The sequence below is a fragment of the Streptomyces chilikensis genome (assembly GCF_001642695.1).
Lineage (GTDB): Bacteria > Actinomycetota > Actinomycetes > Streptomycetales > Streptomycetaceae > Streptomyces > Streptomyces chilikensis.
On record NZ_LWCC02000074.1, the window covers coordinates 1 to 12181 of the forward strand.

10 protein-coding genes are annotated in these 12181 nt (G+C 73.4%); 6 read left to right on the top strand and 4 right to left on the bottom strand.

The genetic code is table 11. The features are described 5' to 3' along the window. Nucleotides 1–56: 56 nt before the first annotated feature. From A2U95_RS22680 to A2U95_RS22695, 4 genes are all read right to left on the bottom strand, one after another. Nucleotides 57–1097, bottom strand: a complete 1041-nt coding sequence (locus A2U95_RS22680; protein ID WP_166026189.1) for an oligopeptide/dipeptide ABC transporter ATP-binding protein — start codon at nucleotides 1095–1097, stop codon at nucleotides 57–59. Further along, entirely contained in the window at nucleotides 1094–3067 is a 1974-nt protein-coding gene (locus A2U95_RS22685) for a dipeptide/oligopeptide/nickel ABC transporter permease/ATP-binding protein (protein ID WP_166026191.1), read from the bottom strand. The genes A2U95_RS22680 and A2U95_RS22685 overlap by 4 nt, the downstream gene beginning before the upstream one ends. After that, complete coding sequence (locus tag A2U95_RS22690) at nucleotides 3067–4017, bottom strand: ABC transporter permease (protein WP_166026193.1); 951 nt, start codon at nucleotides 4015–4017, stop codon at nucleotides 3067–3069. The genes A2U95_RS22685 and A2U95_RS22690 overlap by 1 nt, the downstream gene beginning before the upstream one ends. A 78-nt stretch (nucleotides 4018–4095) precedes the next feature. Next, nucleotides 4096–5691 carry an ABC transporter substrate-binding protein gene (locus A2U95_RS22695; RefSeq protein ID WP_166026195.1) on the bottom strand — a complete coding sequence of 532 codons (1596 nt, stop codon included), beginning with the start codon at nucleotides 5689–5691 and terminating at the stop codon, nucleotides 4096–4098. A 143-nt stretch (nucleotides 5692–5834) separates the two neighbouring features. On the opposite strand from A2U95_RS22695, the gene A2U95_RS22700 reads away from it, so the two are divergent. The 6 genes from A2U95_RS22700 to A2U95_RS22725 all read left to right on the top strand — a co-directional run bounded on the left by A2U95_RS22700 (nucleotide 5835) and on the right by A2U95_RS22725 (nucleotide 12071). Continuing rightward, nucleotides 5835–6587 (top strand): FadR/GntR family transcriptional regulator, encoded by a 753-nt coding sequence (locus A2U95_RS22700; RefSeq protein ID WP_166026197.1) that lies wholly within the window; start codon nucleotides 5835–5837, stop codon nucleotides 6585–6587. A 245-nt stretch (nucleotides 6588–6832) separates the two neighbouring features. After that, entirely contained in the window at nucleotides 6833–7810 is a 978-nt protein-coding gene (locus A2U95_RS22705) for an acetylxylan esterase (protein WP_166026199.1), read from the top strand. Between the two features lie 68 nt (nucleotides 7811–7878). Further along, entirely contained in the window at nucleotides 7879–9369 is a 1491-nt protein-coding gene (locus tag A2U95_RS22710) for an exo-alpha-sialidase (protein WP_166026201.1), read from the top strand. Between the two features lie 91 nt (nucleotides 9370–9460). Continuing rightward, nucleotides 9461–10420: a dihydrodipicolinate synthase family protein gene (locus A2U95_RS22715; RefSeq protein WP_166026203.1), complete on the top strand. Its 960-nt coding sequence runs from the start codon at nucleotides 9461–9463 to the stop codon at nucleotides 10418–10420. Further along, a complete protein-coding gene (locus tag A2U95_RS22720) occupies nucleotides 10417–11364 on the top strand; it encodes an ROK family protein (RefSeq protein ID WP_166026205.1) in 948 nt (315 codons plus the stop codon). The genes A2U95_RS22715 and A2U95_RS22720 overlap by 4 nt, the downstream gene beginning before the upstream one ends. Further along, nucleotides 11361–12071, top strand: a complete 711-nt coding sequence (locus tag A2U95_RS22725) for a putative N-acetylmannosamine-6-phosphate 2-epimerase (RefSeq protein WP_166026207.1) — start codon at nucleotides 11361–11363, stop codon at nucleotides 12069–12071. The genes A2U95_RS22720 and A2U95_RS22725 overlap by 4 nt, the downstream gene beginning before the upstream one ends. Nucleotides 12072–12181 lie beyond the last annotated feature (110 nt).

A 12181-nucleotide genomic window follows, 5' to 3' on the forward strand; every position in this document is an offset into this window, starting at 1 on the left:
CGGGCGCCGCGGGAGCGGGCGCCCGGCCGGTGCGCGCGGGGTGCGGCGGGCCGCCGTCAGCCCGCGGCGGGCACGGCGTCCGGTGAGGACGGCGACACGGCGGCCTCGTCGCCCGGCTGCGGGTGCACGCAGTGCCAGCGGTGTCCGCCCGGCCCCTCCGCGGCGGCCGGGAAGGCGGTGGCGCACGCGTCGTCCGCCTTCCAGCAGCGGGTGCGGAACGGGCAGCCCGACGGCGGGTTGGTGGCCGAGGGCACCGGCCCGTGCAGCACGATCCGTTCGGGGCGCTCCAGCAGGCTCGGCGTGGCGGAGAGCAGGGCCTCGGTGTACGGGTGCCGGGAGGCGCCCGAGACGTCGCAGGCCCGGCCCTCCTCCACGACGCGGCCCAGGTACAGCACCGCGATGCGGTCCGCCAGGTAGCGCACCGTCTGCACGTCGTGGGAGATGAACACCATGCCCAGGCCGAGACGGGCGCGCAGGTCCACCAGGAGGTTGAGGACCTGGGCGCGCACCGACACGTCCAGGGCGCTGGTGGGCTCGTCGGCGACGATCAGCTCCGGCTCCAGCGCCAGGGCGCGGGCGATGGCCACGCGCTGGCGCTGGCCGCCGGAGAGCTGGCCGGGCAGCGCGTTCATGGTGTGGCCGGGCAGGCCGACCAGGTCGAGGAGCTCCCCGACGCGCCGCTCGCGCTCCTCACGGGTGCCGCGGCGGTGCACGTCCAGCGGGTCGCGCAGGATCTGCCGGACGGTCAGCCGCGGGTTCAGCGCCGTGGACGGGTCCTGGAAGACCACGCCGACCGAGGGGCCGAACCGGCCGCGGCGGTCGGCCGCCTTCATCCTCCACAGGTCCTGTCCCCGGAAGTGGACCTCCCCTTCGGTCGGGCGCTGCAGTCCGGTGACCACGCGGGCCAGCGTGGACTTGCCGCAGCCCGACTCGCCGACCAGTCCGAGGATCTCGCCGCGCCGCACCTCCAGGGAGACGTCGGTCAGGGCGTGCACCGCGTCCCGGCGCAGGATGCCGCCGCTGCGCGCCTTGTGCCGTACGTGGATGCGGTCGAGCCTGACGAGCGGTTCCATGGCGGTGTCCTTCGGGGCGGTCATCGGGCACTCTCCAGCGGCTTCGCCGGCCGCCGCTCGGGCGCCGGGTGGTGGCAGGCGAACCGGTGGTCCCGCGCGTCGCCGCGCCCGGCCGGGGGCGGCGGGGTGGTGACGCACAGCTCGGTGGCGGCGGTGCAGCGGGACGCGAACCGGCAGCCGGCGCCGAACGCCCTGGGCGCGGGCACGACGCCGCGGATCTGGTGCAGCCGCTCCGTCCCCGCCTCCAGGGAGACGACCGAGCCGAGCAGGCCGCGGCTGTAGTGGTGCGCCGGGTCGGTCAGCAGGGAGCGGGTGTCGCCGGCCTCGGCGACCTGGCCGGCGTACATCACCGCGACCCGGTGGGCGAGGTCGCCGACCAGCGCCAGGTCGTGCGAGACGAGGACCATCGCGAAGCCGAGCTCGTCGCGCAGCTTCACGAGGAGTTCGACGACCTGGGCCTGCACGGTGACGTCGAGGGCGGTCGTCGGCTCGTCGGCGATGAGCAGCCGGGGGCTGCGGGAGAGCGCCATGGCGATGAGCACGCGCTGGCGCTGGCCGCCGGAGAGCTCGTGGGGGTAGCTGCGCAGCGTGCGCTCGGGGGACAGGCCGACCAGTTCGAGCAGTTCGGCGGGGGTCCTGGTGCCGCCGCGGGAGGTCAGCCGCTTGAGCTGGGTGCCGATCAGCACCGACGGGTTGAGCGAGGACATGGCGTCCTGGTAGACCATGGCGATCTCCGGACCCATGAGCGCGCGGCGCTCCTTGGGCGACAGCTTCAGCAGGTCGCGGCCCCGGTAGAGGATCTCGCCCCCGGCCTCGGCGTTGCGTGCCAGCAGGCCCATGACCGCGAGGCTGGTGACGGACTTGCCGCAGCCGGACTCGCCGACCAGCCCGAGGGTCTCGCCCTCGCGGACGGTGAAGGAGATGCCATCGACGACGCGGACGTCGCCGTAGCGGTCGGGGAAGCGGATCGTCAGGTCCCGCACGACGAGCAGCTCGGGGGCGTCCTCGGCCAGCGGCGGCACGGAGGGCTCCATGGCCTCGAGCCGGGTGGCGAGTTCGGCGAGCGCGACGTCCACCACGGAGGTGTCGGCGGAGGGCTTCTCGGCGGCGAGCTCCTTGTCGGAGGCGGCGCCGTCGGCGCGGGCCTTGTCCGGGGAGGCGGAGGCGTCCGTCATGCCCTCGGAGAGGACGTTCAGGGCGAGCACCGTCACCAGCAGGCACAGGCCGGGGAAGAGGGTCGCCCACCAGCCGCCGGACAGCAGGATCTGCCGGCCGTAGGCCAGCACGCTGCCCCAGCTGGGGTCGGGGTCCTGCACGCCGGCGCCGATGAAGGAGAGGCTGGCCTCGAAGATGATCGAGTCGGCCACCATGACGGTCGCGAACACCAGCACCGGAGCGGCGCAGTTGACGGCGACGTGGCGGGCCACGATGTGGCCGCGGCGGGCGCCGATGACCTGTTCGGCGGAGACGTAGTCCTCGCCGTACTGCTCCAGCACGTTGGCCCGGACGACCCGCGCGAGCGAGGGCGAGTAGACGAACGCGATGGTGAAGATGATGACCGGGACGCTGGGGCCGAACACGGCGACCAGGACGGCGGCCAGGGCGATCGGCGGGAACGACATCACGACGTCGAGCGAGCGCATCACCGATTCGTCGGCGAACTTGCGCGAGGTGGCGGCCAGGGCGCCCAGGAAGGAGCCGATGACCAGGGCGAGCAGGGTCGCGCCGAGGCCGATGACCAGGGAGTAGCGGGCGCCGTGCACCACGCGGGCGAACACGTCGCGGCCGGCCCGGTCGGTGCCGAACCAGTGGTCGGCGCCCGGGGGCTGGGCGGGAACGCCGGTGGCGAGCGGGTCCTGGGTGAGCAGGGGGGCGAGGACCGCGCCCAGCACGACCACGGTGAGGACCGCCAGGGCGATCCGCGAGGGTACCGGCAGGCGGCGCAGGCGGGTGCCGGGGGACAGCCGCTCGGCGAGGGATCGGGGGGCGAACATCACACCGTCCTGATACGCGGGTTGACGAGCAGGTAGAGCAGGTCGACGATGACGTTGACCACCAGGAAGGCGACCGCGATGGTGAGCACGGTGCCCTGGACGAGCGCGACGTCGCCTCCGGTCACGCCCTCCAGGATCAGCTTGCCCATGCCGGGCAGGTCGAAGATCGCCTCGATGACCACGGCGCCGCTGAGCATGTAGCCGACCTTGACGCCGAGCACCGTCAGCGGCGTGATCAGGGAGTTGCGCAGCACCGACCGGATGATCAGGAACGGGGGCAGGCCGCTGCCCCGGGCCGTGCGCACGTAGTCGCGGTCGAGTTCGGCGACCATCGAGGTGCGCACCAGGCGGGCCAGCGACGCGGCGACCGGCAGGGCGAGCGCGAACGCGGGCATGGCCATGCTCTCCAGCCAGCCGCCGAAGGAGTCGGCCGGGTTGACGTAGCCGCCGGTCGGGAAGACCGGCATGTTCAGCGCGAACTGCTGGATGAGCAGCACGCCGATCCAGAACGAGGGCAGGGCGATGCCGATCATCGACAGCACCCGGAACGCCTGGTCGGGCCAGCGGTCGCGGTACACGGCACTGACGACGCCGAGGACGAGGGCCAGCACGACGGCCAGCGAGAGTCCCAGCAGCGTGAGCTGGAGGGTGAGCGGGAACGCGGTGGCGATCCGGTCGGCGACCGGCTGGCTGGGCGGCACGGTGACACCGAGGTCCCCCTGCACCAGATCGCCGAGGAAGGCGAAGTACCGCACCGGCAGCGGATCGTTGAGGCCGTGCGCCTCGGCGAACGCCGCTCGGGCCTCGGCGCTCGCGGAGTCGCCGAGCGCGTTGTACGCGGGGTCGGCCGGCGAGAACTGCAGGACCACGAAGACCAGCAGCGCGATGCCGAGGACCATCACCGGCATCATCGCGACGCGGCGCAGCGCGAGCCGGAGGAATGCAACCATCGTGAGGTTCCTAGAGATCGGGGCGACGGCCGCCGCCGCCTCGGGGGCGGCGGCGGCCCGGTGTCCGGGCGGACGGGGTCAGGCGCGGCCGACGTCGACGAAGGACAGACCGGTGGTGGGCAGCGGCCTGAAGCCGGTGAGCGCGTCCTCCCGCCAGGCGGTGGGCAGCTTGCGGTGGAGCACCGGATACAGGACGGCCTCCTCGGCGACCAGGTCGGTGACCTGGCCCCAGACCTCCTTGCGGCGGCTCTCGTCGGCCTCCTGGGCGGCCTCGTCGAGCAGCTTCCTGACCTTCTTGTAGGCGTCGGACCCGGTCCAGCCGTAACGGTTCTCCGGCCAGAAGCCGTAGTAGAACCAGCGCAGCAGCAGGTCGGCGTCGTTGCCGAAGACGGACGGGTCGCCCGGCGCGGCCAGGACCTCGAAGTCGCCCTTGTCGACCTTGGAGTACTGGGCGGGGGACTGGGCGATGTCCAGCTTCGCCTCGATGCCGGCCGCCGCCCAGCTCTCCTTGATCAGCGGGGCGACGTCCTTGACCCAGCCGGTGTCCGTGACCAGCAGGGTGAAGGAGAGCTTGCCCACGCCCGCCTCGTCCAGCAGCTTCCTGGCCTTGGCGAGGTCGTGGCCGTAGACGGTGGCGGCCTTGTGGTGGTCGGGGTGCGTGGCCGGCAGGTATCCCGCGGCGGCCTCGGCGTTGCCGAGCAGCGCGGTGGAGATGATCCTCTCGGTGTCCAGCGCGTAGTGCAGCGCCTGGCGCACCCGCTTGTCGGCGAAGCGCTTGTCCTTGGCGTTGAACATGAGGAAGAGCAGTCCGAAGGACTGGACCGACTCCACCTTGTCCTTGCCGGTGAAGCCCTTCATGTCGATGTAGGGCACGTCCTCGATCGCCTGGACGCGGCCCGACCGGAGGGCGCTGACCCGGGCGGAGGGGTCGGACATCAGGTGCCAGGTCATCTTCCTGACCTTGGCGGGGTGCGGGCCGTTGTACTTGTCGTACGCCTCCATGACGATCTTGTCCTCGCGGACCGCCGACACGAAGCGGAAGGGACCCGAGCCGACGGGCTTGGCGTCGAAGGCCTTGGCGTCGGCGCTGACGATCTTCTTCGGCACGACGCGCACCACGGATATGCGCGAGGGGAAGAGCGCGAAGGGGTGCTTCAGCTTGAACTCGACCGTCGACCCGTCGACCGCCACGACCTGGTCGATGAACGGGACGAACTGGGCCATCAGCGAGGCGTTCTTCGGGTCCAGGACCCGCTCGAAGCTGAAGACCACGTCCTCCGCGGTGACGGGCGAGCCGTCGTGGAAGGTCGCGTCCTTGCGCAGGGTGGCGCGGTAGGTGGTCGCGTTGATCCTCTTGGGCATCTCGGTGGCCAGCGTCGGCCGCGCCGCCAGGGTGACCGGGTCGAGGTCCACCAGGCCCTCGAAGATGTGCATGTTCGCGGCGTACGGGGTTGCGCCGGAGGTGATCATCGGGTCGAAGCCCGTGGAGAGCGGGTAGGAGAGGCCCGCCTCCAGGGTGTCGGAGCCGCTGCCGGAGCCGCCGGAGCCCTCCTGGGTGCTTCCCGGGCCCCCGCAGGCGGACAGGCCGGCGGTGATCGCGGTCGCCGCACCGATGGCGCCGGTGAGTCTGAGGAAGGCGCGGCGGTCGACGCCGGCTGTGCTGCGCGGGGACAAAGGTTCCTCCAGGCGGGAGACATGACGGGCGGAATCGGAGAACAGAGGCGGATGCGGACGGCGTCTTTCAGACGCATCAGACGTCTGATGTCCGACCCTTGATAGCGTGGGAACGTAGCCCGACAGTGGAGAGGGGTCAAGAGGTGGCGGTGGGACAAAGTGCTGTTCGGCACGCGGAACCGGAACGCAGACCGACACGACAGCCGTTGCGGCAGGAGGTCGTGGACGGCATCAAGTCCTACATCCTGCGCAACCAGTTGCGTCCGGGGGACCCGCTGCCGACCGAGCCGGCCCTGTGCGAGGCGCTCGGCGCGAGCCGCTCCAGCGTGCGGGAGGCCATCAGGATCCTCACCGCGCTCGACATCGTCGAGGTGCGGCACGGCCACGGCACCTACGTCGGACGGCTGAGCCTGTCCGCGCTGGTGGAGAGCCTGACCTTCCGCGGCCTGCTCAGCCCCGACGACGACTTCCAGGTCATGTCGGACCTCGTCGAGGTGCGGGAGCTGTTCGAGCGCGGCATGGCGGAACGGCTCGTGGAGTCGCTCAGCGACGAGCAGATCGACCGCCTGGAGGGCCACGTCGACGAGATGCGCAAGGCCGGCGCCGGGGAGGGGCACGGCTTCGTCGTGGCGGACCGCGCTTTCCACACCCTGCTCCTCGCCCCCCTCGGCAACGACCTCATCGGGCAGCTGTCCACGGCGTTCTGGGACGTGTACGTCATCGTCGCGCCGCACCTGGACGTCTTCACCCATGAGCACGAAATGGCCACCATCGCCCACCATAAGCGCATCGTGGACGCGGTCAGGGACCGGGACCCCGTCGAGTTCGCGGCCGCGCTGACCGATCACTACGCACCCGTCCGGCACCGCATCGCCGAGGCCCGCGCCCGCCGCTGACCTGCCGCTCGTCGTCGGGGAGCCGGCCCGGGGCCAGGAGGCCCGGGGCCGGCTCCGGGCCGCGCGGGCCGCCCGGCGTCCTGTGGTTCCGGGACCCTTGACGGTCGTCCTGCGGATCTCTAAGGTCCCAGATCAGCAGACATCAGACGTCTGCTCTCGGTGGTCGGCCTGTCGGCCGGCGTCCCCCGCCGTTCCTCCCGCGCTGCGCCGCGCGCACGCCTCACTCACCCACCCGGGGCCTCCTCATGCCACTGACGGACCTCACCCTCGCCGAGTGCCTCGCGCTCCGGCCCGATCTCGACGAACCCGCGGACCTCGACGCGTTCTGGGACCTGACCCTGCGCGAGGCCCGGGAAGCCGGCGGGACCCCCCGCTTCACTCCCGTGGACACCGGCCTCAGCCTGGTGACGACCTACGACGTGAGCGTGCCCGGTTTCGCGGGCGAGGACGTCCGGGGCTGGCTGCACCTGCCCGCCGGGGCCGACGGCCCGCTCGGCTGCGTCGTGGAGTTCCTCGGCTACGGCCGGGGACGCGGCCTGCCGCACGAGCAGACGCTCTGGGCGAACGCCGGCTACGCGCACTTCATCATGGACACGCGCGGCCAGGGCTGGTCCACGGCCGGCGGCGACACCCCCGACACGGCCACCTCGAGCGGCGAGGTCCCCGGCTTCCTCACCCGCGGCGCGGAGAACCCGCGGGACCTCTACTACCGGCGGCTGTTCACGGACGCCGCGCGCTTCGCCGAGGCCGCCCGCGAACACCCGGCCGTCGACCCGGACCGGGTCGTGGTGACCGGGCACAGCCAGGGCGGCGGCCTCTCGCTCGCGGCGGCCGCGCTCGTCCCGGGACTGGCCGGCGTCATGCCCGACGTCCCGTTCCTGTGCGACATCCGACGCGGTGCGCTGATCGCCGGCGCGCCGCCCTACACCGAAATAGCGGAGTACCTGAGCCTGCACCGCGACCGCGTGGACACCGTCTTCACCGCCCTGTCCTACGTCGACGCCGCCGTGCTGGCCCCCCGCGCCACCGCGCCGTCGCTCTTCTCCATCGCCATGATGGACGCGGTCTGCCCGCCCTCCACCTGCTTCGCCGCCTACCACCGCTACGGCGGCCCCAAGGACCTGCGCGTCTACGAGTTCAACGGTCACGAGGGCGGCGGCGGCCACCACCGGCGCGAACAGCTCGCCTGGGTGCGGGAGCTGTTCTCCGCGTCCCGCGCCTGACCCCTTCCGCCCTCTCCCAGTCCAGCACCACCGCTCGTCCGGTTTCCCGTCCGAGAAGAGGTTCGTCCATGCAGCGCAGAATCCCCCTGGCCGTCGGCACCGCGTCCCTGGTCCTCCTGGGCGCCACCGTCACCGCCGCCCACGGCGCCCCCGACCAGGGCGCCCTCTCCACGGCCGACACCGTCGGCACCCTCGTCTCGCAGGACATCGCCACCGCGGGCGCCGGCTCCCCCTACTACCGCATCCCCGCCCTGACCCGGACCACCAAGGGCACCCTGCTCGCCGCGTACGACGCCCGCCCCACCCTCGGCGACCTCCCCGGCAACCTCGGCGTCGTCCTGCGGCGCAGCACCGACGGCGGCGCCACCTGGCAGCCGCAGCAGGTCGTGCGCAAGGAAGCCGCCCCCAAGGGCTTCGGCGACCCCAGCCTCCTCGTCGACCGCGAGACCGGACGGATCTTCGTCTTCTACGCGGCCTCCGTGAACCAGGGCTTCTTCGGCTCGGCGACCGGCAACGACGAGAGCGACCCGAACGTCCTGCAGGCCGACTACAGCTACTCCGACGACGACGGCCTGACCTGGAAGCACGAGCGGATCACCGCCGAGATCAAGAACCCGGCCTGGGCCGGCATGTTCGCCGCCTCCGGCGAGGGCATCCAGCTGCGGCACGGGACCTACAAGGGCCGCCTGATCCAGCAGTACGCCATCCGCAACAACGGGGCCAACTACGCGGTCAGCGCCTACAGCGACGACCACGGCGCCACCTGGAGGATGGGCACCCCGGTCGGACCGGGCGGCGACGAGAACAAGACCGTCGAACTCTCCGACGGCCGCGTCATGCTCAACAACCGCTCCGCGCCGTACCGCACGGTCGCCTACTCGTCCGACGGCGGCGTCACCTACACCCCATTCCAGCAGGACACCGAACTGCCCGACCCCGCGAACAACGGCTCCGTCGCCCGCTTCGCGCCGGGCGTGGACGCCTCGCACCCGCGGGCCTCCTGGCTGATGTTCAGCAACACGGCGACCACCAACAGCCGCAGCAACCTCACCGTCCGCCTCTCCTGCGACAACGGACAGAACTGGCCGGTGCGCAGGACCGCCGAGGCCGGCTCGGCCGCCTACTCGACGCTCACCCCGCTCGGCGACGGTCTCGGGTCCAACCCGCGGGTGGGCATGCTGTGGGAGCGCGCCAACTACCAGCACATCACCTACTCCTCGTTCGACCTGAAGTGGCTCGGCGGCGTCTGCGCCCCGGTCACCGTCACCCCGCCCGCCTCCCTGCCCGCCGGGAGGACCACGGAGGTCACCGTCCGCGTCGTCAGCCAGAACGACGTGGACCTCCCCTCCGGCACGGTCTCCCTCAAGCTGCCCGCGGGCTGGAGCGCACCCTCCGTCACGATGCCCGCGCTCAGGCCGGGCCAGGGCGCCAACGTCAGGATCCCCGTCACCGTCCCGGCGGGCACCGCCGCCGGCAAGGTGCCGGCCACCGCGAACTACCAGGTCCGCGGATCCCAGAACTCCTACGGCGACACGACCTTCAACGTCACCGCGCCGTAGACCGAGCCCGGCCGGCCGCCGCGACCTCCCCGAACCCGCGGCGGCCGGCCGATCCGTCCCGTACCGCCCCTCGTACAGCCCAGGAGACAGAATGTCCTCGTCCCAGCCCCTGCGCGGCGTCGTGCCGCCCGTCTGCACCCCCCTGGATGCGGCGGGCGAGGTCGACACCGCATCGCTCACCCGCCTCGTCGAGCACCTCGTCGCGGGGGGAGTGCACGGGCTGTTCGCCCTGGGCTCCAGCAGCGAGGTCGCCTTCCTCACCGACCGGCAGCGGGCGGTGGCCCTGGAGACCGTCATCGAGGCCGTCGCGGGGCGCGTCCCCGTGCTCGCCGGCGTGATCGACATGACCACCCCCCGGATGCTCGTCCACGCCGAGGCCGCCCGGAAGGCCGGCGCCGACGCCCTGGTGGCCACCGCCCCCTTCTACGCCCGCACCCACCCCGTCGAGATCACCCGTCACTTCCGCATCCTCCGGGAGCGGGGCGACCTGCCGCTGTACGCCTACGACCTGCCGGTCTGCGTGCACAGCAAGCTCTCCGTCGCCATGGTGCGCGAACTCGCCGAGGACGGCACCCTCACCGGCCTCAAGGACAGCAGCGGCGACGAGGGAGGACTGCGCCGCCTGATCGTCGAGCTCGGCGGACGCGACGGCCGGACCGCCGGCCCCGCCCCCTCCTTCAGCATCCTCACCGGCTCCGAACTGACCGTGGACGCCGCCCTGCTGGCCGGCGCCGACGGTGTCGTGCCCGGCCTGGGCAACGTGGACCCCGCCGGATACGTCCGTCTCTACGAGGCCATGCGCGAGGGCGACCTGAAGCGCGCCGTCGAGGAGCAGGAGCGCCTCGTCCAGCTCTTCGGGATGGTCGACGCCGGCCCGGAGGGCGAGATGGGCCGCAACTCCTCCGCCATGGGCGCCTTCAAGCACGCGCTGCGCCTGCTCGGCGTGGTCACGGCCGGCACCACCGCGGGCTCGCAGATCCAGCTGGACGAGGCCGCGATCGCCCACGTCGAGCGGCACCTGCGCGACGCAGGGCTGCTGCCGGTCCGATGACGGAACACCCCGCCGGCGCGCCGGTGATCGGTCTCGACCTGGGCGGCACGAAGATCGCCGCCGCCCTGGTCGCGGCAGACGGCTCCGTCCTGGCCCGGCACACCCTGCCCACCCCGGCGACGCGAGGGGCCGAGGCGGTGCTGGACGCACTGACCGAGGCGGCCCGCGCGGTACGGGCGCCGGACGCCGCCGCGGTGGGCGTCGCCGCGGCGGGCGTGATCGACCCCGCGTCCGGGACCGTCACCAGTGCCACCGACACGATCCGCGGCTGGGCCGGCACCGCCCTGGCCGCGGGTCTCGCCGGCCGCACCGGACTCCCCGTGGCCTGCGACAACGACGTACGCGCGGCGGCAGCCACGGAGCTGTCCGGCCTGGGCGACGACGGCGTCCTGCTCTACATGGCCGTCGGCACCGGGGTCGGCGGCGCCGTCGCCGCCGGCGGACGCGTGCTGCACGGCTCCGCCGGCGTCGCCGGGCACCTCGGACACCTGCCGAGCCCCGAGGCGGACGGACTGCCCTGCACCTGCGGCGCCACCGGCCACCTGGAGGCGATCGCGGCGGGACCCGCCATCACCGCCCACTACGAGCGGCTGAGCGGGGAGGCGGCCGACCGGCTGCAGACCGTCGCCGAGCGCGCCGCCCACGGCGACCCGCACGCCACGGCCGCCGTCACCCTCGGCGCCCGCGCGGCCGGCCGGGCCCTGGGAGGCCTCGCCAACGCGCTGGGCCCGCACCGCGTCGTCGTCGCCGGCGGCGTGCCCCGCATCGGCGCCCTGTACCAGGACGCCCTGCGCGCCGCCTTCGCCGCCGAACTCATGGCGCCGCTCCGGACGCTGCGTCCGGTGCCGCCGCGCGGCGGGGCCGACGCCGCGGTCCTCGGAGCGGCCGCGCTGACCCGCACCCTCCCCCTGCACCGTCCCCACACCACCGGAGCACCACGATGACCCCGCCCCCGCCCCCCTCCCCGTCCCCGAACCCGCGGCAGTCCCTGGCCGCATCCCTGGAAGGCCGGCTCATCGTGTCCTGCCAGGCGCCGCCCGGTGACCCGATGCGCCACACCGGCACACTGGTCCGGATGGCCCTGGCGGCCGAGGCCGGCGGCGCCGCGGCCGTGCGCGTCAACGAGCCGGAGGTCGTGGCCGCCACCGTCGCGGCCGTCGGCCTGCCGGTGATCGGACTGTGGAAGGACGGCGACACCGGCGTCTACATCACGCCGAGCGTGCGTCACGCGCTCGCCCTCGTGGAGGCGGGGGCGGCCGTGGTCGCGGCCGACGCCACCGCACGGCCGCGCCCCGACGGCAGCACCTTCGCGGACCTGGTCGCCGCCGTCCACGCGGCCGGCGCCCAGGTCATGGCGGACGTCTCCACCTTCCACGAGGGACGGGAGGCCGCCGCGCAGGGCGCCGACCTCGTGGCGACGACCCTGTCCGGTTACGTGCCGGGCTCCCCCCGGCGGACGGAGCCCGACCTGGCGCTCGTCGCGGACCTCGCCGCCGCGATCGGCGTCCCCGTGGTCGCCGAGGGCCGGATCGCCACACCGGCCCAGGCCGCCGCGGCGCTGGCCGCGGGCGCGTCGAGCGTGGTCGTGGGCACCGCCATCACCGCCCCCACCGCGCTGACCCGGCTCTTCGTCGAGGGCCTGCCGGGCTGACGGCCGGCCGCGCCGAGGACGACGTGTGCGGGGCGCCCGTCGAGTTCCGTGTCGCCCGTGACTCCGCCCCTGAACTCCGCCCTCGGGGAGAGGAGTTCAGGGGCGGAGCC

Coding starts and splice junctions, on each gene's coding strand:
- A2U95_RS22680 (WP_166026189.1), bottom strand. CDS start 1,097: ATGACCGCCCCGAAGGACACCGCCATGGAACCGCTCGTCAGGCTCGAC.
- A2U95_RS22685 (WP_166026191.1), bottom strand. CDS start 3,067: ATGTTCGCCCCCCGATCCCTCGCCGAGCGGCTGTCCCCCGGCACCCGC.
- A2U95_RS22690 (WP_166026193.1), bottom strand. CDS start 4,017: ATGGTTGCATTCCTCCGGCTCGCGCTGCGCCGCGTCGCGATGATGCCG.
- A2U95_RS22705 (WP_166026199.1), top strand. CDS start 6,833: ATGCCACTGACGGACCTCACCCTCGCCGAGTGCCTCGCGCTCCGGCCC.
- A2U95_RS22710 (WP_166026201.1), top strand. CDS start 7,879: ATGCAGCGCAGAATCCCCCTGGCCGTCGGCACCGCGTCCCTGGTCCTC.
- A2U95_RS22715 (WP_166026203.1), top strand. CDS start 9,461: ATGTCCTCGTCCCAGCCCCTGCGCGGCGTCGTGCCGCCCGTCTGCACC.
- A2U95_RS22720 (WP_166026205.1), top strand. CDS start 10,417: ATGACGGAACACCCCGCCGGCGCGCCGGTGATCGGTCTCGACCTGGGC.
- A2U95_RS22725 (WP_166026207.1), top strand. CDS start 11,361: ATGACCCCGCCCCCGCCCCCCTCCCCGTCCCCGAACCCGCGGCAGTCC.